Annotated in this window: 21 protein-coding genes; 8 read left to right on the top strand and 13 right to left on the bottom strand. The window is 73.0% G+C overall.

Annotation, left to right across the window (positions count from 1 at the left end):
* Positions 1-12: 12 nt before the first annotated feature.
* On the bottom strand, positions 13-561 hold the full coding sequence (locus tag ACP7BI_RS07355; protein ID WP_425844740.1) for a general stress protein: 549 nt from the start codon (positions 559-561) through the stop codon (positions 13-15).
* 95 nt (positions 562-656) lie between these two features.
* Between ACP7BI_RS07355 and ACP7BI_RS07350 the strand changes: the two genes are divergently transcribed.
* The 3 genes from ACP7BI_RS07350 to ACP7BI_RS07340 are packed head-to-tail and all read left to right on the top strand — an operon-like array spanning position 657 to position 3,461.
* Positions 657-1,886 carry a magnesium transporter MgtE N-terminal domain-containing protein gene (locus ACP7BI_RS07350; protein ID WP_211448361.1) on the top strand — a complete coding sequence of 410 codons (1,230 nt, stop codon included), beginning with the start codon at positions 657-659 and terminating at the stop codon, positions 1,884-1,886.
* 49 nt (positions 1,887-1,935) lie between these two features.
* A complete protein-coding gene (locus ACP7BI_RS07345) occupies positions 1,936-2,382 on the top strand; it encodes a DUF1003 domain-containing protein (protein WP_211450661.1) in 447 nt (148 codons plus the stop codon).
* A complete protein-coding gene (locus ACP7BI_RS07340) occupies positions 2,379-3,461 on the top strand; it encodes an Mrp/NBP35 family ATP-binding protein (RefSeq protein WP_425844739.1) in 1,083 nt (360 codons plus the stop codon). Before ACP7BI_RS07345 ends, ACP7BI_RS07340 begins: the two co-directional genes overlap by 4 nt.
* Before the next feature lie 139 nt (positions 3,462-3,600).
* Here the strand turns inward: ACP7BI_RS07340 and ACP7BI_RS07335 are convergent, their stop codons facing one another.
* Positions 3,601-3,975, bottom strand: a complete 375-nt coding sequence (locus tag ACP7BI_RS07335) for a twin-arginine translocase TatA/TatE family subunit (protein WP_425844738.1) — start codon at positions 3,973-3,975, stop codon at positions 3,601-3,603.
* 82 nt (positions 3,976-4,057) lie between these two features.
* Here ACP7BI_RS07335 and ACP7BI_RS07330 point away from each other — a divergent pair, with 82 nt between their 5' ends.
* Complete coding sequence (locus ACP7BI_RS07330; protein WP_425844737.1) at positions 4,058-4,702, top strand: O-methyltransferase; 645 nt, start codon at positions 4,058-4,060, stop codon at positions 4,700-4,702.
* Between the two features lie 74 nt (positions 4,703-4,776).
* Here ACP7BI_RS07330 and ACP7BI_RS07325 read toward each other — a convergent pair whose 3' ends face one another.
* The 3 genes from ACP7BI_RS07325 to dapE form a co-directional block, all read right to left on the bottom strand.
* Positions 4,777-4,950, bottom strand: coding sequence for a DUF3117 domain-containing protein (locus tag ACP7BI_RS07325; protein ID WP_021010157.1), 174 nt, complete (start codon positions 4,948-4,950; stop codon positions 4,777-4,779).
* 154 nt (positions 4,951-5,104) lie between these two features.
* Positions 5,105-6,286, bottom strand: a complete 1,182-nt coding sequence (locus ACP7BI_RS07320) for a hypothetical protein (protein ID WP_425844736.1) — start codon at positions 6,284-6,286, stop codon at positions 5,105-5,107.
* Positions 6,268-7,350, bottom strand: coding sequence for a succinyl-diaminopimelate desuccinylase (gene dapE, locus ACP7BI_RS07315; RefSeq protein WP_425844735.1), 1,083 nt, complete (start codon positions 7,348-7,350; stop codon positions 6,268-6,270). Before dapE ends, ACP7BI_RS07320 begins: the two co-directional genes overlap by 19 nt.
* A 23-nt stretch (positions 7,351-7,373) precedes the next feature.
* Here dapE and dapD point away from each other — a divergent pair, with 23 nt between their 5' ends.
* The 3 genes from dapD to ACP7BI_RS07300 all read left to right on the top strand — a co-directional run bounded on the left by dapD (position 7,374) and on the right by ACP7BI_RS07300 (position 10,759).
* Positions 7,374-8,285, top strand: coding sequence for a 2,3,4,5-tetrahydropyridine-2,6-dicarboxylate N-succinyltransferase (dapD, locus tag ACP7BI_RS07310; RefSeq protein WP_425844734.1), 912 nt, complete (start codon positions 7,374-7,376; stop codon positions 8,283-8,285).
* 99 nt (positions 8,286-8,384) lie between these two features.
* The gene (locus tag ACP7BI_RS07305) at positions 8,385-9,176 is read left to right on the top strand and encodes an ABC transporter ATP-binding protein (RefSeq protein WP_425844733.1); all 792 of its coding nucleotides are present in this window, start codon (positions 8,385-8,387) and stop codon (positions 9,174-9,176) included.
* The gene (locus ACP7BI_RS07300) at positions 9,158-10,759 is read left to right on the top strand and encodes a hypothetical protein (protein WP_425844732.1); all 1,602 of its coding nucleotides are present in this window, start codon (positions 9,158-9,160) and stop codon (positions 10,757-10,759) included. Before ACP7BI_RS07305 ends, ACP7BI_RS07300 begins: the two co-directional genes overlap by 19 nt.
* A 17-nt stretch (positions 10,760-10,776) precedes the next feature.
* Here ACP7BI_RS07300 and ACP7BI_RS07295 read toward each other — a convergent pair whose 3' ends face one another.
* The 8 genes from ACP7BI_RS07295 to ACP7BI_RS07260 form a co-directional block, all read right to left on the bottom strand.
* Positions 10,777-12,228, bottom strand: coding sequence for an NCS2 family permease (locus ACP7BI_RS07295; protein WP_425844731.1), 1,452 nt, complete (start codon positions 12,226-12,228; stop codon positions 10,777-10,779).
* Positions 12,229-12,302: 74 nt separating this feature from the next.
* Positions 12,303-13,520, bottom strand: a complete 1,218-nt coding sequence (locus ACP7BI_RS07290) for a citrate synthase (RefSeq protein ID WP_425844992.1) — start codon at positions 13,518-13,520, stop codon at positions 12,303-12,305.
* Between the two features lie 148 nt (positions 13,521-13,668).
* Complete coding sequence (gene dapC, locus ACP7BI_RS07285) at positions 13,669-14,742, bottom strand: succinyldiaminopimelate transaminase (RefSeq protein WP_425844730.1); 1,074 nt, start codon at positions 14,740-14,742, stop codon at positions 13,669-13,671.
* Positions 14,743-14,750: 8 nt separating this feature from the next.
* Positions 14,751-15,071 carry a ferredoxin gene (fdxA, locus tag ACP7BI_RS07280; RefSeq protein ID WP_425844729.1) on the bottom strand — a complete coding sequence of 107 codons (321 nt, stop codon included), beginning with the start codon at positions 15,069-15,071 and terminating at the stop codon, positions 14,751-14,753.
* A complete protein-coding gene (locus ACP7BI_RS07275; protein ID WP_425844728.1) occupies positions 15,068-16,174 on the bottom strand; it encodes a PIG-L family deacetylase in 1,107 nt (368 codons plus the stop codon). Before ACP7BI_RS07275 ends, fdxA begins: the two co-directional genes overlap by 4 nt.
* Before the next feature lie 84 nt (positions 16,175-16,258).
* Positions 16,259-16,831 carry an FMN reductase gene (gene msuE / locus ACP7BI_RS07270; RefSeq protein WP_425844727.1) on the bottom strand — a complete coding sequence of 191 codons (573 nt, stop codon included), beginning with the start codon at positions 16,829-16,831 and terminating at the stop codon, positions 16,259-16,261.
* 160 nt (positions 16,832-16,991) lie between these two features.
* A complete protein-coding gene (gene typA, locus ACP7BI_RS07265) occupies positions 16,992-18,896 on the bottom strand; it encodes a translational GTPase TypA (protein ID WP_425844726.1) in 1,905 nt (634 codons plus the stop codon).
* A 92-nt stretch (positions 18,897-18,988) separates the two neighbouring features.
* The gene (locus ACP7BI_RS07260; protein ID WP_425844725.1) at positions 18,989-20,689 is read right to left on the bottom strand and encodes an ABC transporter ATP-binding protein; all 1,701 of its coding nucleotides are present in this window, start codon (positions 20,687-20,689) and stop codon (positions 18,989-18,991) included.
* 56 nt (positions 20,690-20,745) lie between these two features.
* Between ACP7BI_RS07260 and ACP7BI_RS07255 the strand changes: the two genes are divergently transcribed.
* Positions 20,746-21,348, top strand: a complete 603-nt coding sequence (locus ACP7BI_RS07255; RefSeq protein WP_425844724.1) for a PH domain-containing protein — start codon at positions 20,746-20,748, stop codon at positions 21,346-21,348.
* Positions 21,349-21,352 lie beyond the last annotated feature (4 nt).

Below are 21,352 nucleotides of genomic sequence, written 5' to 3'. Positions count from 1 at the left end.
CCGCGACGCCCGCTACGCCACGGGCGGCGAGGGCGGCTGCTGCGGCGAGGGCTGCTCGGCGACGACCGGCTCGGACGAAGCCGCCGCACCGCCGCGCTGGCCGATGATGTGCATGGCCCTCCCCGCCGACTGCTGCGGCGCGACGACGTCGTAGCGCGCGGCGAGCACTTGCTGCACCGACGCGTAGTCGCGCTTCCGCCGCGTCATCGAGTGCGTGACGACGCCGAGCAGGATGCCGAAGGCGAGGCCGAGCAGCGGGAACAGCAGCACCGAGGCGATCGCCTCTGGCACGAGCAGCATGTAGACGAGGCCGATGAAGGCGCCGAAGCCGAGCCCGCGCATCGCGCCCGCGAGCGCGACCTTGCCCCACGTGAGCTTGCCGGTGATGCGCTCGACGAGCTTGAGGTCGTTGCCGACGATCGCGAGCCCCTTGAGCTCGGCCTCCGCGCCGGAGACCTTCGCGATCGCCGCCTGCGCCTGGTCGTACGTCTCGAACGAGGCGACCACCACGCCGGAAGGCAAGTGCTGGTCGCCGCGCGCCGCGCCCTGGAAGATGCTCACGGCCCCAGTCTCCCATGCGCGCGACGGCCCGCCGGGACCGGTTCGCTGAGGGCGTCACGCCCGCCGCGAGGAGGCCGCGCGGTACGTTGGACGTCATGAGCGCAGCCACCGTCTTCGTCGCCCGCCTGGCCGGCGCGGGCGTGTTCGACGCTGCCGGCGAGCGCATGGGCAAGGTGCGCGACGTCGTCACGGTGCCGCGCCGCGATGCGCCTCCGCGCGTCGTCGGGCTCGTGGTCGAGGACCGCGGCAGGCAGCGCGTGTTCCTCTCGATCGGGCGGGTGCTGTCGATCGGCGGCGGGCAGCTCATCGCGAGCGCGATCAGCGATCGCCGCTTCAGCCAGCGCGGCAGCGAGCGACTGCTGCTCGCCGACGTGCTCGGCCGGCAGGTGACGCTCCGCGACGGCACGGCCGCCGTGCTCGAGGACCTCTCGATCTCGGAGCGCGGACCCGGCGAGTGGGAGGTCGACGAGCTCTTCCTGCGGAAGCCCAAGACCTCCCCGTTCGGGAAGGGACCGACGCTGCTCGCCCGCTGGGGCGACGTGCAGGCCGCGGTCGACGCCGAGCACGACACCGACCACCTCGTCGCGTCGCTCGACGACCTGCCCGCCGCCGACGCCGCATCCGCCATGCTCGACCTGCCGCAGCAGCGCATGATCGAGGTCGCGGAGGACCTCTCGGACGACCGGCTCGCCGACATCCTCGAGGAGATGCACGAGGACCGGCAGGTCGAGATCCTCGCGGCGCTCGAGGACGACCGGGTCGCCGACGTGCTCGACCAGATGGAGCCCGACGACGCCGCCGACCTCATCGCGCACATGACGCCCGAGCGGGGGGAGACGCTGCTCGAGCTCATGGACCCCGACGAGGCCGAGGACGTGCGCATGCTGCTCGCGTTCGGCGCCGACACCGCGGGCGGCCTCATGACGACCGAGCCGATCATCGTCGCGAGCGACGCGACCGTCGCCGAGGCGCTCGCGCTCATCCGCCGGCACGAGGTCGCGCCAGCGCTCGCCGCCGCGATCTGCGTCACGCTCCCGCCGTACGAGGCGCCCACCGGCCGGTTCCTCGGCATGGTGCACTTCCAGCGGCTGCTGCGCTACCCGCCGAACGAGCGCGTCGGCACGCTGCTCGACGACCAGATCGAGCCCGTGCTCGCCTCCGCCTCCGCCGCCGAGGTGACGCGCGAGCTCGCCGCCTACAACCTCGTCTCGGTGCCCGTCGTCGACCCCGCCGGCCGGCTCGTCGGCGTCGTCACGATTGACGACGTCCTCGACCACCTGCTGCCAGAGGACTGGCGCGCGCAGGAGGAGGCGCCGCGTGGCTGAGCGGGACGAGCAGTTCGCGCGCCCGAAGGCTCGGCGCCGGTGGCTGCGGATGCCGGAGTCGAAGGACCGCTTCGGCCGCTTCACCGAGTCGTTCGCGCGCGCGATGGGCACGCCGGCGTTCCTCGTCGGGATGACGATCTTCGTCACCTTCTGGCTCGGCTACAACTCGATCATGCCGCCCGAGGCGCAGTTCGACCCGCAGGACCAGGGCTTCCCGCTCCTCACGCTCGTGCTGAGCCTGCAGGCCTCCTACGCCGCACCGCTGCTGCTGCTCGCCCAGAACCGGCAGGACGACCGCGACCGCGTGCAGATCGAGCAGGACCGCTTGCGCGCCGAGCGCAACCTCAACGACACCGAGTACCTCGCGCGCGAGGTCGTGGCGCTGCGCATGGCGATGCGCGACATGGCGACGCGCGAGTTCATCCGCGCGGAGCTCAAGTCGTTCGTCGACGAGCTCGACGAGCGCCAGGGCGGCGTCGAGCGCCGAGCGCAGTGATCGACCCCCGGCTCGAGCGCGCGCTCGGCACCGTCGTCGATCCCGAGATCCGGCGACCGCTCGTCGAGCTCGACATGATCCCCGCCGCGTCCCTCGACGACGGGACGGCACGCATCCGCCTCGAGCTCACGGTGGCGGCGTGCCCGGCCGCCGACCGGATCCAGGCGGATGTGCGACAGGCGGCGGCGTCGGTCGCGGGCGTCGAGCGCGTGGAGATCGAGGTCGGCGTCATGTCGCCCGCGACGAGGCAGGCGCTCGTCGAGCGGCTGCGCGGCTCGCGCCCGCAGCAGTTCGGCCCCGACACGCTCACGCGCATCATCGCGGTCGCGAGCGGCAAGGGCGGGGTGGGCAAGTCGACCGTCACCGCGAACCTCGCGGTCGCGCTCGCCGCGCGCGGGCTCGCGGTCGGGGTGATCGACGCCGACGTGCACGGCTACTCGATCCCGGCGCTGCTCGGCTCCGCCGACCGGCCGACGCGCGTCGGCGACATGATGATGCCGCCGGAGGCGCACGGCGTGCGGCTCGTCTCGATCGGCATGTTCGTCGAGGGCAACCGCTCCGTCTCCTGGCGCGGTCCGATGCTGCACCGCACGCTCGCGCAGTTCCTGAGCGACGTGTGGTGGGGCGACCTCGACGTGCTGCTCATCGACATGCCGCCCGGCACGGGCGACGTCGCGATCTCGCTCGGGCAGTTGCTGCCGCACGCCGAGGTGCTCGTCGTGACGACGCCGCAGCGCGCCGCCGCCGAGGTCGCCGAGCGGGCCGGCGAGGTCGCGCGCCAGACCGGGCAGCGCGTGCTCGGGGTGGTCGAGAACATGGCGGGGCTCGCGCAGCCCGACGGCTCGATCCTCGAGCTCTTCGGCGCCGGCGGCGGCGATGAGGCGGCGCGCCGGCTCGGCGTGCCGGTGCTCGCGCGCGTGCCGCTCTCCGTCGCGCTCCGCGAGGGCGGCGACGCCGGCGCGCCGGTCGTCGCGGCGGAGCCGACCGACCCCGCGGGTGCCGCGATCATCGCGCTCGCCGAGGCGCTGCGCGGCACCCGCCCGCTCGCCGGCCGCGGCCTGCCCGTCTCCCCCGCCTGACGCATCCGCCCGGCGGCCGCGCAGAGTGCCGACACTCTGCGATCTCGCAGCGCGGAAAGCGCAGAGTTTCGGCACTCTGCGCTCGGGGGGCGGCTCGGAAGGAGCAGAGTTCCGGCACTCTGCGATCAGGAGGCGCGGGTCAGGTCGCTTCGTCGTCGAAGCGCATGGGACCGCGCTGGCGCTGCGGGAGGCCCGGGACGGTCGCGACCGAGGCCTTCGCCGCAGCGCTCGCGAAGTCCTCCGGGGGCGCCGCCGCGGGCTCCTTGAGCGCGTCCATCACGATCCGCCGCGGATCGTACTGGCGCGGGTCGAGCTTCTGCCAGTCGACCTCGTCGAACTCGGGTCCGATCTCCTCGCGCATCCGCTCCTTCGCGCCGCCCGCGAGGTCGCGCAGCCCCCGCACGAGCGAGCCGAGCTTCTCGGCGAGCACGGGCAGCCGCTCGGGGCCGATGAGGAAGGCCGCGAGCAGCGCGATGATCACCAGCTTGTCGAGCGTGATGCCTGCGAGGGACACCCTCCCAGGGTAGTCGAGCCGGATCGGCGAGCCTGCGGCCGGCGGTCCCGTCCCGGTCGGTAGGCTCACGGGCGGAGGAACCGTGCAGACTTCATCGCTCATCGCCAAGTACCTCGACGACCTCGCGAGCGAGGACGAGGTGCTCACCGCGGCGCGAGACGCCTCGGTCGAGCTCGGCGTCGCGCCCATCGCGCCCGCCGTCGGCGCGCAGCTCGCCGCGATCGCCGCCTCGACGCAGGCGAGCGCGATCCTCGAGGTCGGCACCGGCGCGGGCGTGAGCGGCCTGTGGCTGCTGCGCGGCGCCCCGGGTGCGACGCTCACCTCGATCGACACCGAGCTCGACCACCAGCAGCACGCGCGCTCGGCGTTCACGCAAGCCGGCATCCCCGTCACCCGTGCGCGCCTCATCACCGGCCGCGCGCGCGACGTGCTCCCCCGCATGAACGAGGCGAGCTACGACATCGTGCTCATCGACGCCGACCCGGCTGGGCTCATGGAGTACGTCGAGCACGCGCTCGCGCTCGTGCGCGTCGGCGGCTCGGTGCTCGTCGCCCACGCGCTGCTCGGCGGCAAGGTCGCCGACCCCGCCCAGCGCGACGAGGCGGTCTCCGACCTGCGCGCGCTGCTCAAGGCGCTCTCGTCGAGCGACGCGGTGCGCGCCTCGGTGTCGCCGGTCGGCGACGGGCTGCTGCAGATCGTGCGGCTGCCGGAGCCTGCCGCGTCCTGACCCAGGGATGCGAAGAGGGCCGACCCGCCTATGGATCGACCCTCTCGCTCTCTGGCTTCAGCAGCGGTCAGCCGTCACGCCGTGACGACGACCTCGCCCAGCGCCTTGTGCAGCGCGGCGGCCTCTTCGTCGTTCACGGAGACGACCAGGCGACCCCCGCCCTCGAGCGGCACGCGCACGACGATGAGCCTGCCCTCCTTGACGGCCTCGAGCGGCCCATCTCCGGTGCGTGGTTTCATGGCGGCCATACGGCTCCCCTTTCGATACTCGTGGAGCCATTCTCTCACGGCCGGGTGACAGGTCTCACTATCGGCACGCTCACGTGCCGCCTCGCGCGATGTGCTAGCGCAATGCGCGCCACGGCACTGCTCGCTACGGCACTGCCCGCTACGGCACTGTTCGCTACGGCACGGTCCAGTCCGGCGCGCTGTGGTGCCAGCAGAACCAGATCCAGGCGGGCTGCAGCGCGATCGAGGCCGCGAGCATGAGACCGCGCACCCATGCGGGGCGGACGGCCGCGAGGATGAGCGCGGCCGGGAAGGCGGGCATGAGCAGCCGCCACGTCGACGACTGCGGGAACCAGACCGCCGCGAGGTAGGCGAAGTAGGCGATCGTCCAGAGGCGCCCCTCGAGCCCCACGGCCCTCGCCCACGGCCCGACGAGCAGCGCCACCGCTGCGCCGACGATGCCGACGAGCCACACGGGCCACCACCGGCCGAACCACCACTCGAGCCCGATCGGCCACGGCGTGAACGGCACGAGCTCCTGCCTGCCGATGTAGGCGGAGCGCCACGAGAGCTCCGTCTCGAGGTAGGAGTGCAGGCTCCCCGTCACGATCGTGCACGCGATGAGCCAGCCGAAGCCCCACAGCGCGCTCCACGCCCCGAGCCCCACGAGCATCCACCGCTCCCCGGCCGGGAAGCCGTCGCGATCGCGGAACCAGCGCACGAGGAACCACAGCCCGAGCGCGAGCGCGAAGGCGAGCCCACCGGGGCGCGTGAGCGACATGATCGGGATGAGCACCCACAGCCACTCCCACGCGCGGCGCCGCCACGCGAGCAGCGCGCCAGCGAGCAGCAGCAGGAAGAGCGACTCGGCGTAGCCGAGCTGCAGCACGGGCGCGACGGGCGAGAGCAGCACGAGCGCGAGCGCGAACCGCTCGCGGCCGGGCGCGAGGTCCTGGAAGAGCCGGTAGGCGACGAGCGAGAAGGCGGCGGATGCGCCGACCGAGAGCAGCACCGCGGCACCCTCCCACGGCAGCCCCGTCAGCATGAGCACGCGGGCGAGCATGGGGTAGACGGGCATGAAGGCCCAGGCGTTCTCGCCCACGTGGCCGTCGTCGTCGAGGGGGAGCTCGACCGGGTAGCCGGAGACCGCGACGATGTAGTACCAGTGGGCGTCCCACATCGTCGAGTAGTCGAGCAGGTCGGGTCGCGCGGGCGTCCAGTGGCTGCGCTCCTGCACACCGGCGAAGGCGCCGAGGAACGCGGTCGACACGAGCCGCGACACGGCCCAGAGCGCGAGCGGCCAGTGCCACCAGCGCTCGGCGACGCGCGCCCGATCGGTCAGCGGCGCGAGAGCCACGCCCGGAGGCTCTGCTCGACGTGCTCGATCTGCGCGACCGGCACCGACTCGTCGTCGGCGTGCGCCTTCGTCGGGTCGCCCGGGCCGAAGTTGACGGCGGGGATGCCGAGGCTCGAGAACCGCGCGACGTCGGTCCAGCCGTACTTCGGGGTCGGCTCGACGCCGACGGCGGCGATGAACTCCTGCGCGAGCGGGGCGTCGAGGCCGGGCCGCGCGCCCGCGGCCGCGTCGACGACCTCGACCTCGAAGCCCTCGAAGAGCTCCGTCATCCGCGCGCTCGCCTCCTCGAGCGAGCGCGAGGGCGCGAAGCGGTAGTTCACCGCGACGACGCACTCGTCGGGGATGACGTTGCCCGCGACGCCGCCCGAGATCATGACGGCGTTGAGCCCCTCGCGGTAGGCGAGCCCGTCGACCTCGACCTCGCCCGGCTGGTTGTCGCGCAGCCGCTGCAGCACCTCGGCGGCGTCGTGGATGGCGTTGTGGCCCGCCCACGCCCGCGCGGAGTGGGCGCGCACGCCGCGCGTGCGCACCTCGACGCGCAGCGTGCCGTTGCAGCCGCCCTCGATCGTGCCGTTGGAGGGCTCGCCGAGGATCGCGAAGTCGCCCTGCATGAGCTCGGGCCGCGCGGCGGCGAGCAGCCGCAGACCGTTGAGCTCAGCGCTGACCTCCTCGTGGTCGTACCAGATCCAGGTGAGGTCGACGGCCGGCTCGACGAGCTCGGCGGCGAGCTTCAGCTGCACCGCGACGCCCGCCTTCATGTCGACGGTGCCGCGGCCCCACAGGTGCGGCTCGCCGTCGACGACCGCGTCGCGCGTCGGCAGGTTGCCGTTGACCGGCACGGTGTCGATGTGGCCGGCGATCACGACGCGGCGCGCTCGACCGAGCTCGGTGCGCGCGACGACGGTGTCGCCCACGCGCGTGACCTCGAGGTGCGGGTGCGCGCGCACGGCCGCCTCGATCGCGTCGGCGAGCGGCGTCTCGTTGCCCGAGACGGAGTCGATGTCGCACAGCGCCCGCGTGAGGTCGAGGCTCGTCGCGGTCAGGTCGAGGGAGGGGGCGGCCATGGGGCCAAGCCTAGACTTGGAGCATGGCCCGCCTCGCACACGGACACGCGCTCGTCACCCTCTTCGAGGGGCGGCCGCTCGACGCCTGGTTCCCCGCCCCGGCGCTCGGCGCCGCCGACGGGAGCGCCGCGCCGGAGGATCTCGCGCGCCACGCGGGCCCCGTGCCGGAGCGCGGCGTCGAGCTCGAGCCGCGGCTCGTGGAGATCGACCTGGATGCGTCTCCGTCGTCGGTCGAGGACGCCTACCTCCGCCTGCACCTCTTGAGCCACCGGCTCGTGCGGCCCAACTCGATCGACCTCGACGGGATCTTCGGCACCCTGCCGATCGTCGCGTGGACGAGCGCGGGCCCCGTCGACCCCGAGTGGGCCGCGAGCCACCGCGTCGAGCTCCAGCGCGCCGGCATCCAGGTGCAGCTCGTCGACCGCTTCCCGCGCATGACCGACTACGTCGTGCCCTCGGGCGTCCGCATCGGCGACGCCGCGCGCATCCGCCTCGGGGCGCACCTCGCGCCCGGCACCGTCGTCATGCACGAGGGCTTCGTGAACTTCAACGCCGGCACGCTCGGGGCCTCAATGGTCGAGGGTCGCATCTCGCAGGGCGTCGTCGTCGGCGACGGCTCCGACGTCGGCGGCGGCGCCTCGATCATGGGCACGCTCTCGGGCGGCGGCACGGCGCGGATCGTGATCGGTGAGCGCGTGCTGCTCGGCGCGAACTCGGGCGTCGGCATCTCGGTGGGCGACGACTCCGTCGTCGAGGCCGGGCTCTACGTCACCGCCGGCACGAAGGTGACGCTCGTGCCGGGCGGCGAGGCGGTCAAGGCCTCCGAGCTCTCGGGCCGCCCGAACCTGCTGTTCCGCCGCAACTCGCTCACGGGCGCCGTCGAGGCGGTCGCACGCGACGGCCGCGGCATCGAGCTCAACGCAGCCCTGCACTGAGCGCGGCCGCGAGCTCGCCGCTTCCCCGGCTGAGGGAGCCCGCAGGATCAGCCGCTCGAGGGACGCGCGCGCCCTGCCGCGCCTGAGAGGCTTGCGACCATGACGCATCCGACGCCGTCCGACGCCCAGCACGCCCCGCCTGCCCTGCACCTCGAGCGGCTCGCGAAGCGCTTCGGGCCGAAGATCGCCGTGGATGGCCTGACGCTCACGGTGCCGCAGGGGTCGATGCTCGGCCTCGTCGGGCCCAACGGCGCGGGCAAGACGACGACGCTCTCGATGGCGACGGGCCTGCTGCGCCCGGACCACGGCACCGCGGCCGTGCTCGGGCACGACGTGTGGCGCGATCCCGCCGCGGCGAAGGCGCGCATGGGCGTGCTGCCCGACGGCGTGCACCTCTTCGATCGCCTCACGGGCGCGGAGCTGCTGCGCTACAACGGCCTGCTGCGCTCGCTGCCCGAGGAGGAGGTCGCGCGCCGCTCCGCGTCGCTGCTCGAGGCGCTCGGCCTCGCCGACACGGGCGGCACGCTCGTCGCCGACTACTCCGCCGGCATGCGCAAGAAGATCGCGCTCGCGAGCGCGCTCATCCACGCGCCTCGGCTGCTCGTGCTCGATGAGCCCTTCGAGGCCGTCGACCCCGTCTCGGGCGAGGCGATCCGCGCGATCCTGCGCGCCTTCGTCGCCTCGGGCGGCACCGTCGTGCTCTCGAGCCACGTGATGGAGCTCGTCGAGTCGCTGTGCGACCGGGTCGCGGTCGTCGCCGACGGCCGGCTCATCGCCGCCGGGACGCTCGACGAGGTGCGCGCGGGCGCGAGCCTGCAGGAGCGCTTCGTGCAGATGGTCGGCCAGCAGGCGCAGGGAGGCGAGTCGCTCGCGTGGCTGCGCACTTCGTAGCGCTCCGGTTCCGGCTGCTGCTCGGCACCCTCGAGCAGAGCCCGTGGGCGGTCGTCGCGCTCGTCATGAGCGTGCTCGGCGGGCTGTCGCTGCTCGGCGGCACCGCGCTCGCCGCGATCGCCGTGCGCGCGCTCGCGCCCGAGGTCGGCGCATCGCTCGCCGTGCTCGGCGGCGGGGCGCTCATCGTCGTGCTCACCGCGATCGCCGTGCTCGTCGGCACGAGCGACCCGCTCGCGCCCGAGCGCTTCAGCCTCCTGCCGCTGCGCGCGCGGCAGCTGCGCGCTTGCCTGCTCGCCGCGCAGGTGCTCGAGCCCTGGAGCGTCGTCGCGGCGCTCGCGCTCGCGCTCTGGCTCATCGTCTGGTCCACCTCCGCCGTCGCGCTCGTCGCGGCCGTGCTCGCGCTCCCGATCTGCGTCGCGACGGTGCTGCTGCTCGCGCGCGCGAGCGCCGACCTGCTCGCGCGGCAGCTCGCGAGCAAGCGCGCCCGCGACGCGATGGCGATCCTGCTGCTGCTCGTGATCCTGTTCGCCGCGTTCGGCATCCAGCTCTTCGCGAGCGGGCTCGGGGCGCTCGCCGACGTCCCCGGCGCGATCCGCACGGCCGTCTCGGTGCTCGCGTGGACCCCGCTCGGCGCCGCGTTCGACCTCCCGCGCGCGATCGCCGACGGGGCATGGCTCGAGGCGGCCGCGAAGCTCGCGATCGCCCTCGCGACGATCGCGCTCGCGTGGTGGGGCTGGGGTCGCCTGCTCGGCGAGCGGCTCACGAACCCGATCGTGCTGCGCGGCGGCGGCCGCGTGCGGGAGGGCCGCGTGCTCGACCGGCTGCTGCCCGCGACCCCGACCGGTGCGATCGCCGCTCGCAGCATCCGCTACCGCCGCCGCGACGTGCGGCACCTCATGAACGTCATCGCGACCCTCATGATCCCCGTCATCATCGGCGGCGTGCACCTCGCGGGGCTCGTGCGGGTCGAGGTGCAGGGCGACGGCATCCCCGCCGACGGGCTCGCGTTCCTGCCGCTGCTCATGGCGATCGTCGCGGCCGCCATCGTGCAGATCGACGTCGCCTACGACAACAGCGCCTTCGCGTGGCACCTCCTCACCGGTGTGCGCGGCGCCGCGGATCGCGCCGGGAGGCTGCTCGGCATCTCGATCGTCTACCTGCCCGCGCTCGTCGTCACCGCCGTGCTCGCGACCTGGGCGAGCGGGCGCTGGGAGCTGCTGCCCGGGAGCGTCGGCGCGAGCGTCGGCACCTTCCTGCTCGTGGCGGGCGTGCTGCTGTGGCTCGGCGCCCTGCTGCCGGGCGAGGCGCCCGCGCCCGGCGCGAACCCGCTCGGCCGCGGCTCCTCCGGGGGCGTGCAGTCGCTCGCGGGGCTCGCGCTCACGCTCCCCGTGCTCAGCACGGTCGGCGCGCCCGCGATCGGGCTCGCGATCGCGGCGATCTGGATCCCGTGGCTCGGCTGGCTGAGCCTCCTCGCCGGGCTCGTCGTCGGCGGGCTCGGCGCGTGGTTCGGGATCCGGGTGGGCGGTGCGACGCTCGACCGGCGAGGGCCAGAGGTGCTCGCCCACGTGGCGAAGGAGCGCTGAGGGCGCTCCGCCGCGGCTCAGCCGATGAGCGCCTGGAGCGGCCCGCGCACGAAGAAGACGACGAAGAGCGCCGCGACGACCCACAGCAGCGGCGAGATCTGCTTCACGCGGCCCGAGACGGCGTTGACGAGCACCCAGGCGATGAAGCCGACGCCGATGCCGTTCGCGATGTTGTAGGTGAGCGGCATCACGACGATCGTCAGGAACGCCGGCAGCGCCACTCGGAAGTCGGTGAAGTCGATGTCGGTGATCTGGCTCATCATCATCGCGCCGACGACGACGAGCGTCGCCGCGGCGACTTCGAGCGGCACGATCTGCGTGAGCGGCGTGAGGAACATCGCGGCGAGGAAGAGCAGCCCCGTGACGACCGACGCGAGCCCCGTGCGGGCGCCCTCGCCGACGCCCGCGGCCGAGTCTACGAAGACGGTGTTGGAGGAGGCGCTCGCCCCGCCGCCCGCGACGGCGCCGAAGCCCTCGACGATGAGCGCGCGCTTGAGGCCCGGGAACTGGCCGTCGGGCGTCGCGATGCCCGCTTGGCGCGCGAGCCCCGTCATGGTGCCCATCGCATCGAAGAAGTTCATGAACACGAGCGTGAAGATGAACATCGTCGTCGCGAGCAGCCCGATGCGCTCGAACGAGCCGAACGACACCTGGCCGATGAGCGAGAGGTCGGGCAGCGCGACGATGCTCGTCGGCAGCGCGGGCGCGTTGAGGTTCCACGCGTCCGGGTTCGCGCCGAGCGAGGGGCCGACGCGGAAGATCGACTCGAGCACGATCGCGATCGCGGTCGTCGCGACGATGCCGATGAGCAGCGCGCCCTTGACGCGCCGGGCGAGCAGGATGCCCATGAGCACGACGCCGATGACGAAGGTCGCGGTCGGCAGCGACGTGACCGAGCCGCCGTCGCCGAGCTCGACGGGCGGCGACGCCGCACCCGTCGAGCGCACGAAGCCCGAGTCGACGAAGCCGATGAAGGCGATGAACAGGCCGATGCCGACCGCGATCGCGCTCTTGAGCGCCGCGGGCACGGCGTCGAAGATCATCCGCCGCAGCCCCGTCGCCGCGAGCACGACGATGATGAGGCCGTTGATGAGCACGAGGCCCATGGCCTCGGGCCACGTGAGCTCGCCGACGAGGCCGAACGCGAGGAACGAGTTGATGCCGAGGCCCGCGGCGAGGCCGAACGGCACGTTCGCGATGAGCCCCATCGCGAGCGTCATGAGCCCGCCGACGAGCGCCGTGACCGCCGCCACCTGGCCGTTGGGGAGCCATCCGCCCTCGACGTCGGTCGCGGCCTGCTCGGGCGCGAAGCCGCCGATGATGAGCGGGTTCAGCACGATGATGTAGGCCATCGCGAAGAACGTCACGAGGCCGCCGCGCAGCTCTTGCGCGACGCTCGAGCCGCGCTCGGAGATCTTGAAGAAGCGGTCGAGCGCGCCCTTGGGGGACGTCTGGGTGGTGCTGGTCATGGGCACTCCGGTCGAGGCGGGCTTCGACGCGCTCGGCGCCTGCGGCGCGGAGCGGCTCAGCCAGCGGGTGGGGTCTAGACGTGGCGCTCGACGGGGCCGACGTAGAGCTGCTGCGGGCGGCCGATCTTCGTCTGCGGGTCGAGCATCATCTCGCGCCAGTGGGCGATCCAGCCGGGCAGCCGGCCGATCGCGAACAGCACGGTGAACATGCGCTCCGGGAAGCCCATCGCCTTGTAGATCACGCCGGTGTAGAAGTCGACGTTCGGGTAGAGCTTGCGCTCCTTGAAGTAGTCGTCGGCGAGCGCGACCTGCTCGAGCTCCTGCGCGATGTCGAGCAGCGGGTCGCGCACGCCGAGCTGCGCGAGCACCTCCTCGGCCGACTGCTTCACGAGCTTCGCGCGCGGGTCGTAGTTCTTGTAGACGCGGTGCCCGAAGCCCATGAGCTTGACGCCCTGCTCCTTGCGCTTGACGCGCTCGACGAACCGCTCGACGCCCTCGCCCGAGTCGCGGATGCCGCGCAGCATCTGCAGCACCGCCTCGTTCGCGCCGCCGTGCAGCGGTCCGGAGAGGGCGTGGATGCCGGCCGAGACCGACGCGAACAGGTTCGCCTCCGTCGATCCCACGAGCCGCACGGTCGACGTCGACGCGTTCTGCTCGTGGTCGGCGTGCAGGATGAGGAGCCGCTCGAGCGCGCGCACCATCACGGGGTTCTGCACGTAGGGCTCGGCCTGGATGCCGAAGTTGAGCTTGAGGTAGTTCTCGACGAAGCTCATCGAGTTGTCGGGGTAGAGGAAGGCCTGCCCGATCGACTTCTTGTGCGCGTAGGCGGCGATGACCGGCATCTTCGCGAGCAGGCGGATGGTCTGCTTGTCGACCTTGGCGGGGTCGCGCGGGTCGTGGTCGGCCTCGTAGTACGTCGAGAGCGCCGAGACGGCGCTCGAGAGCGCGCTCATCGGGTGCGCGTCGCGCGGCAGCGCGTCGAAGAAGCGCCGCAGGTCCTCGTGCAGGAGCGTGTGGCGGCGCACGCTGTGGTCGAAGCTCGCGAGCTCGTCCTCCGTCGGCAGCTCGCCGTAGATGAGCAGGTGCGCGACGTCGAGGAACGTCTTCTGCTCCGCGAGCTCCTCGATCGGGTAGCCGCGGTAGCGCAGGATGCCCTCGTCGCCGTCGATGTAGGTGATCGACGAGCGGGTCGCGGCGGTGTTGACGAAGCCGTAGTCGAGCGCCGTGAGGCCCGTCTCCTTCGTCAGCTTCGCGACGTCGATCGCCGAGCGGCCGTCGGAGGCCTCGAGCACCTCGAGCGGCGTCGTGCCGCCGGCGTGCTGCAGCGTCACGGTGCGCGGTGCGGATGCGTCCGCGGAGCGGGCAGGATCGAGCGCGGCGTTCTCAGTCACCATGACAGCCTACCCGGCGCGGCGCCGTGCCCTTCCTCGGCGCGGAGCCTCAGGCGCGCAGCCGCGCCGCGGCCTCGGCGATGCGCTCGTCGGGCGCGGTGAGCGCGACCCGCACGTGGCTCGGGTCGCCGTAGAAGGTGCCCGGCGCCACCAGGATCCCGAGCCGCGCGAGCGCGTCCACCTGCGCGAGCGCATCCGTGCCGTCCGTGGCCCAGAGGTAGAGCCCCGCCTCGGAGTCGACGTCGAAGCCGCGCGCCTCGAGCGCCGGCAGCAGCTGCGCGCGGCGGGCGCGGTAGCGCTCGCGCTGCTCGTCGACGTGCGCCTCGTCGCCGAGCGCGACGGCGAGCGCGTGCTGCACGGGGGTCGGCGCCATGAGCCCGAGGTGCTTGCGCACCGCGAGCACCCGCTGCACGAGCGGCGCGTCGCCCGCGACGAACGCGGCGCGGTAGCCGGCGAGGTTCGACTGCTTGCTGAGCGAGTACACGGCGATGAGGCCCGAGAGATCGCCGTCCGTGACGCGCGGGTCGAGGATCGAGGGCGCCTCGTCGACCTCCCACGGGAGGCGCGCGTAGCACTCGTCGCTCGCGACGACGATCCCCCGCTCGCGCGCGGCCTCGACGATGCGCCGGAGCGCAGCCGTGCCGAGCACCGCGCCGGTGGGGTTCGAGGGCGAGTTGACCCACACGAGCCGCGTCTCGGCGGGCCAGTCGTCGGGGTCGTCGGCGGGCAAGGGCGTCGAGCCCGCCATCCGCGCGCCGATGTCGTAGGTCGGGTAGGCGACGCGCGGGTGCACGACCGCGTCGCCGGCGCCGAGGCCGAGCTGCTGCGGCAGGCCCGCGACGAGCTCCTTCGAGCCGACGGTGACGAGCACCCCCTCCTCGGCGAGGCCCGGCACGCCGCGGACCCGCTCGAACCACTCGACGATCGCTCGGCGCACCTCGGGCGTGCCCCAGTTCGTCGGGTAGCCGTGCGCGTCGGTCGCCTCGCGCAGCGCGCGCTGCAGCAGCTCGGGCGTGGGGTCGACGGGCGAGCCGACGCTCAGGTCGACGAGGCCGCGCGGGTGCGCGGCGGCGATCGCCTTCGCGCCGGCGAGCGTGTCCCAGGGGAACTCGGGCAGCCGCATCCGGCGCGTCAGACGTTCTGGGGCGGCAGGGCGGCGACGATCGGGTGGTCGTGCTTGATGACGCCGACCTTGGCGGCACCGCCGGGCGAGCCGATCTCGTCGAAGAAGTGCACGTTGGCCTCGTAGTACTCGGCCCACTCCTCCGGCGTGTCGTCCTCGTAGAAGATCGCCTCGACCGGGCACACGGGCTCGCACGCGCCGCAGTCGACGCACTCGTCGGGGTGGATGTAGAGCATCCGCTCGCCCTCGTAGATGCAGTCGACGGGGCACTCGTCGACGCACGCGCGGTCCTTGACGTCGACGCACGGGAGCGCGATCACGTAGGTCATGGCTGTTCCCCTTCCGTCGACGACCGATCGGGCTGCGCCCGTCCAGCCATCCTAATCCGCCGCATCGCCTCCGCGTCGGGCCACGCGAGCGCGACGAACGACGCGGCCGCCGGCACGAGCGTCCACAGCCAGCCGGCGAGGTTCGCGGGGATGAGCGCCCGCTCCGTGCCCCACGCGCCGCGGCCGAGCGGGTCGATCGCGACGAGCGCGACGATGCCGACGAGGCCGACGACGGTCGCGATGGTCAGCTGCCGCGAGCCCGAGGCCGCGCGCACCCCCGCGATGAGCCCGACGGCCGCGAGCAGCGAGAGCACGATGCCGAACGGCACCTGCTGGTGCGAGAAGGTGCCGACGACGCCGACGACGACGCCCGCGAGGAAGCCGGCGACGCGCAGGCTCCAGCGCGTGCGGCGCTCGGGTCGCGTCTCGATGAGCCGGTAGTGCTCGACCGCGTCGAGCGGGCGGCGCTGGCCGCCGACGTGCTCGACCTCGTCGCCGATGAGCACGAGCTGCGAGCGGTGCGCGGCGAGCGCCCCGGCGACGCGATCGCGCACGGGCGCGAGCTCGAAGGCGGCGTCGGCCGGGCGGTCGGTGCGCACGTAGAGCGGCAGGTCGTACCGGCGCGCGGCGATGACGGATGCCCGATGCGCGGCGACGTGGTCGGGGTGGCCGTAGCCGCCATCGGCGTCGCACGTGACGATCGCCGTCGGGTCGACCTCCTCGATGACGGCGCCGAGGGCATCCGCGAGGTCGTCGAGGTCTGCGCGGCTCATCGCCGTCTCGGGCGCGTCCGGCGCGGCAGTGGCGCGGCCGGTCGCGAGCCACGACATCCCGGAGTCGTCCCAGCCGTGGATGCGGCGGCCGCGGGCGCCGAGGGCGCGCAGCGCCTGCTCGAGCTCGCGCCTGCGCACCTCGCCGACGCCGACCTCCTCGACCTCCGCGCGGCTGTCGGGGCGCGACTCGCCGCGCTCGCCGAGTGTGAAGGTCGCGACGATCGCGGTGCCGCCGCCCGCGGCGACGGTGGCGATCGCGGCGCCGGTCGAGAGCGTCTCGTCATCGGGATGCGCGTGCACGAAGAGCACGCGCTCGAGGCGGGGGTCCATTCCGTCCATCCAAGCACTTCGCCGACGCCCTCCCGGCCAGCGCCCTCCCGGCCGGCGCGCTCCCGGCCGGCGCTCGCGTCGCGGCTAGAACGTCGCCGGCCGCACGGGCGCGGGGACCCTGCCGAGATAGGGCAGCGCGCGGTCGGCCGCCGCCTCGATGCGCTCGAGCACCGCGGGGCAGCGCACGCGCCCGTGCGCGAAGTCCTCGCTCGCGGCGTACACGCCCACGGGCAGCGTGAGCGCCTGGAAGAAGGCGAACAGCGGCCGCAGCTGGTGCTCGATCGTGAGCGCGTGCCGGTGCGAGCCGCCGGTCGCGGCGAGCAGCACGGGCACGTCGGTGAGCGCCCGCTGGTCGACGAAGTCGAAGAGGTGCTTGAAGAGCCCGGTGAAGCTCGCGCGGTAGACGGGGCTGCCCGCGATGAGCAGGTCGGCGCCCTCGATCGCCCGGATCGCCCGCTCGGCGGACGCCGGCAGCTCGGCGCGGTCGAGCACTCCCGCGAGCGAGGGTCCCACCTCGGCGAGCTCGATGACCTCGATCTCGGCGCCCTGTCGCCGAGCGACCGCGTCGGCGAGCGCCGCGACGAGCGCGGTCGTCGACGAGGGCCGGTGCAGGCTGCCGCTCACGGCGACGATGCGGAGTCGATCGGGATGCGTCATGCGGCAACGCTAGGCGCGTGCGGTCGCGCGACGCCCGAGTGTGACGCTCGGTGACGCGTGCGGCGGAACCCGCCGCATCCCAGCACGACGGGACCCCTCCCGCCGAGCGGGACCCGGTGCACCGGGTCCCGCTGCTGCGAGGGGTCCGCTCGAGGCTCGGTCAGCCCTGCTTCTTGAGGCGCGAGGCCTCGCGAGCGCGGGTCGTCGCGTCGAGCGTGACCTTGCGGATGCGCACGTGCTGCGGCGTCACCTCGACGCACTCGTCGTCGCGCGCCCACTCGAGGCTCTCCTCGAGCGAGAGCTGCCGCGGCGGCGTCAGGCGCTCGAGCTCCTCACCGGTCGACGACCGGATGTTGTTGAGCTTCTTCTCCTTGGTGATGTTGACGTCCATGTCATCGGCGCGCGCGTTCTCGCCCACGACCATGCCCTCGTAGACGTCGTCGCCGGGCTTGATGAAGAACGTGCCGCGCTCCTGGAGCGCCATGATCGCGTTGGGCGTCGCCGAGCCCGAGCGGTCGGCGACGAGCGCGCCGTTGTTGCGAGTCGTGATCGCGCCCGCCCACGGCTGCCAGCCGTGCGAGATCGCGTTCGCGATGCCCGTGCCGCGCGTGATCGTCATGAACTCGGTGCGGAAGCCGATGAGGCCGCGGCTCGGCACGACGAACTCCATGCGCACCCAGCCGGTGCCGTGGTTCGTCATCCCGTCCATGATGCCCTTGCGGCTCGCGAGCAGCTGGGTCACGGCGCCGAGGTGCTCCTCGGGCACGTCGATCGTCACGTGCTCGAAGGGCTCGTGCAGCACGCCGTCGATCTTCTTCGTCACGACTTGCGGCTTGCCGACCGTGAGCTCGTAGCCCTCGCGGCGCATCTGCTCGACGAGGATGGCGAGCGCGAGCTCGCCGCGGCCCTGCACCTCCCACGCGTCGGGGCGGCCGATGTCGACGACGCGCAGCGACACGTTGCCGATGAGCTCGCGGTCGAGGCGGTCCTTCACCATGCGGGCGGTGAGCTTCGCGCCCTTGACCTTGCCGGCGAGCGGCGACGTGTTCGTGCCGATCGTCATCGAGATCGCCGGCTCGTCGACGGTGATCGCCGGGAGCGGCCGCACGTCGTCGGGGTCGGCGAGCGTCTCGCCGATCGTGATCTCGGGGATGCCCGCGACCGCGACGATGTCGCCGGGGCCGGCGCTCTCGGTCGGCACGCGGTCGAGCGCCTTCGTCTCGAGCAGCTCGGTGATCCGCACGTTCGAGACCTCGCCGTCGTGGCGCACCCACGCGACCGTCTGGCCCTTGCGGATCGTGCCCGCCTTGACGCGCAGCAGCGCGATGCGGCCGAGGAAGGGGGATGCGTCGAGGTTCGTCACATGCGCCTGCAGCGGTGCCTCGTCGTCGTACGTGGGCGCCGGGATGTGCTGCAGGATCGCCTCGAACAGCGGCTCGAGGTCCTCGCTCTCGGGCAGCTCGCCGTTCGCGGGCTTGACGGTCGACGCGCGGCCCGCCTTGCCGGACGCGTAGACGACGGGCACGTCGAGCACGGCGTCGAGGTCGAGGTCGGGCACGTCGTCGGCGAGGTCGGACGCGAGCCCGAGCAGCAGGTCCTGACTCTCCCCCACGACCGCGTCGATGCGCGCGTCGGAGCGGTCGGTCTTGTTGACGAGCAGGATGACGGGGAGCTTCGCCTCGAGCGCCTTGCGCAGCACGAAGCGCGTCTGCGGTAGCGGGCCCTCGGAGGCGTCGACGAGCAGCACGACGCCGTCGACCATCGAGAGACCGCGCTCGACCTCACCGCCGAAGTCGGCGTGGCCGGGCGTGTCGATGACGTTGATCGTCACCGCGCCGTCGGCGGCGTGCGCACCGGCGTAGCGGATCGCGGTGTTCTTCGCGAGGATCGTGATGCCCTTCTCGCGCTCGAGCTCGTTCGAGTCCATCGCACGCTCGTCATGCGTGTCGTGGGCGCCGAACGAGCCGGTCTGCGTGAGCATCGCGTCGACGAGGGTGGTCTTTCCGTGGTCGACGTGGGCGACGATCGCCACGTTGCGGAGGTCGGATCGCGCGGCGATCGGCATGCAGGTGCCTTCCGGTGTGTCTGGAGTGCGCGACGAACGGCCGCGACCGCCCAGTCTAGCGGGCGGTCGCGGCCGTTCCTCCTCGAGCGGGCTCAGCTCGCCCGGCGGGCCTCCCGGCGCTCGCGCTGCGCGATCGGGTCGGGCACCGGCACGGCCGAGATGAGGCGCTGCGTGTAGGCCTCCTTCGGAGCGCGCAGGATCTCGTCGCGCGTGCCCTCCTCGACGATGCGGCCCTTCCGCATCACCGCGATCCGGTGCGCGAGCGAGTCGACGACGGCGAGGTCGTGGCTGATGAAGAGGCACGCGAACTGCAGCTGCTGCTGGATGTGCGTGAGCAGCTCGAGGAAGCGCGCCTGCACCGACACGTCGAGCGCGCTCGTCGGCTCGTCGGCGATCAGCACCTCCGGGGCGAGCGCGAGCGCGCGGGCGATGCCGACGCGCTGCTTCTGGCCGCCCGAGAGCTCGTGCGGGTAGCGGTTGCGGTACGACGCGGGCAGCTCGACCGACTCGAGCAGCTCCTGCACGCGCTTGTCGAGGGCCTTCGCCTCGATCGGGTCTTTCGCCGCGCGCCGCGAGAGCAGGATCGGCTCGCCGATCGACTCGCCGATCGGCATGCGCGGGTTGAGCGACGATGACGGGTCCTGGAAGACGATGCCCGTCTTCTCGCGCAGCGGCCGCAGGTCCTTCATCGACGCCGCCGAGATGTCGAGGCCCGCGACGCTCAGCGTGCCCGACGTGATGGGCAGCAGGCCGATCGCGGCGCGGCCGAGCGTCGTCTTGCCCGAGCCCGACTCCCCCACGAGCCCGACGATCTCGCCCGGGTAGACCGCGAGGTTGATGTCCTCCGCCGCCCGGAACGCCGGCACGCGCCCGCGCTTCGGGTACTCGATCACGACGTCCGTGAACTTCAGGATGGGCTCGACGGAGTCGGAGACCTTCGACGCCTCGACCGCGCGGCCCGTCTGGTCCTCGTGCAGGCCGAGGTAGGGGACGGCCGCGAGCAGCTCCTTCGTGTACGCGTGCGAGGGGCGCTGGAAGACGTCGAGCGCAGTGCCGCGGTCGACCATCTCGCCGTTGCGCATGACGATGATGCGGTCGGAGAGGTCGGCGACCACGCCCATGTCGTGCGTGATGAGGATGACCGCGGAGTTCAGCTCGTCCTTCAGCTTGCGCATGAGGTCGAGCACCTCGGCCTGCACCGTCACGTCGAGGGCGGTGGTCGGCTCGTCGGCGATGAGCAGCGACGGGTCGCACGCGAGCGACTGCGCGATCATCGCGCGCTGGCGCTGGCCGCCGGAGAGCTGGTGCGGATACTTGTTGAACGCGGTCGGCGGGTCGGGGATCTCGACCTTCGCGATCAGCTCGATCGCGCGCTCCTTCGCGGCGTCGGGCGTGAGGTCGAAGTGGCTGCGCAGCGCCTCGACGATCTGGAAGCCGATCGTGTAGACGGGGTTGAGCGCCGTCATCGGCTCCTGGAAGATCACCGCGATCTCGTTGCCGCGGATGTGGCGCATCTCGCGCACCGGGATGCCGAGGATCTCGCGGCCCTTGAGCTTGACCGAGCCGCGCACGCGCGCGTTCGGCGGCAGCAGGCTGATGAGCGCCATCGCGGTCGTCGACTTGCCCGAGCCGGACTCGCCCACGATCGCGAGCACCTCGCCCGCGCGCACGTGGAAGTCGGCGTCCTTGACGGCCGGGTAGAACTTGCCGTCGACCCAGAAGTCGACGTTGAGGCCGCTGGCCTCGAGGATGACCTCGCGCTCGGCGACGGGGGCGGCTGCCGTATCGGTCACGGGAGCTCCTCTCCTGCGTAGTCAGGGAAGCAGTGGTGGTCTGCGAAACTGAGTGGATGGCCTATCAGCGAGCGGTGTTCCGATCGTCCTTCGGCAGGGTGATCACGGTGGTGATCGGGATCCTCATGGCGCTCGCGCTCGTGAGCGTCCTGCTCGCCGACGACCCGGCGTCGAGCCTCTGGGTGCTGCCGTGGCCGCTGCTCGGCGCAGCGGTCACGTGGGCGTTCATGTGGCGGCCGCGGGTCACGGTCGATGCTCGCGGCATCGAGATCCGCAACCCCGTCGCCGACTGGCACGTGCCGTGGGGCGCCGTGAAGCGCATCGACACGAAGTGGGCGCTCGAGCTCACGCTCGAGCGCGGCACCGTGACCGCGTGGGCGGCGCCCGCGCCGAGCCGCTACGGCATCGCCCGCATCACGCAGGAGGACATCCGCCTCGCGCGCGAGTCGAGCACCGTCGGCGGCGGCATCCGCCCCGGCGACTCGGTGCACAGCGTCTCGGGCGCCGCCGCGCACGTCACTCGAGCGCACTGGGAGCAGCTGCGCGACGAGGGCCTGCTCGACGACTCGGCCCGCGCGACGCGCTCGTGGAGCGCGCCGGCGATCGCGGTCGTCGCGGTGCCCACCCTCCTCGCGGTGGCGGGGCTGCTGCTGCGCTGACCGC

The sequence above is a fragment of the Agrococcus sp. TSP3-2-1 genome (genome assembly GCF_049897585.1).
GTDB lineage: Bacteria > Actinomycetota > Actinomycetes > Actinomycetales > Microbacteriaceae > Agrococcus.
Note: the sequence above shows the minus strand (reverse complement) of the source record. Positions and strands in the feature narration are given on the sequence as shown.

Coding starts and splice junctions, on each gene's coding strand:
- typA (WP_425844726.1), bottom strand. CDS start 18,896: ATGCCGATCGCCGCGCGATCCGACCTCCGCAACGTGGCGATCGTCGCC.
- ACP7BI_RS07325 (WP_021010157.1), bottom strand. CDS start 4,950: ATGGCCGCCATGAAACCACGCACCGGAGATGGGCCGCTCGAGGCCGTC.
- ACP7BI_RS07255 (WP_425844724.1), top strand. CDS start 20,746: ATGGCCTATCAGCGAGCGGTGTTCCGATCGTCCTTCGGCAGGGTGATC.
- dapE (WP_425844735.1), bottom strand. CDS start 7,350: ATGGCCGCCCCCTCCCTCGACCTGACCGCGACGAGCCTCGACCTCACG.
- ACP7BI_RS07350 (WP_211448361.1), top strand. CDS start 657: ATGAGCGCAGCCACCGTCTTCGTCGCCCGCCTGGCCGGCGCGGGCGTG.
- ACP7BI_RS07295 (WP_425844731.1), bottom strand. CDS start 12,228: ATGACCAGCACCACCCAGACGTCCCCCAAGGGCGCGCTCGACCGCTTC.
- fdxA (WP_425844729.1), bottom strand. CDS start 15,071: ATGACCTACGTGATCGCGCTCCCGTGCGTCGACGTCAAGGACCGCGCG.
- msuE (WP_425844727.1), bottom strand. CDS start 16,831: ATGACGCATCCCGATCGACTCCGCATCGTCGCCGTGAGCGGCAGCCTG.
- ACP7BI_RS07305 (WP_425844733.1), top strand. CDS start 8,385: ATGACGCATCCGACGCCGTCCGACGCCCAGCACGCCCCGCCTGCCCTG.
- dapD (WP_425844734.1), top strand. CDS start 7,374: ATGGCCCGCCTCGCACACGGACACGCGCTCGTCACCCTCTTCGAGGGG.
- ACP7BI_RS07275 (WP_425844728.1), bottom strand. CDS start 16,174: ATGGACCCCCGCCTCGAGCGCGTGCTCTTCGTGCACGCGCATCCCGAT.
- ACP7BI_RS07345 (WP_211450661.1), top strand. CDS start 1,936: ATGCCGGAGTCGAAGGACCGCTTCGGCCGCTTCACCGAGTCGTTCGCG.
- dapC (WP_425844730.1), bottom strand. CDS start 14,742: ATGCGGCTGCCCGAGTTCCCCTGGGACACGCTCGCCGGCGCGAAGGCG.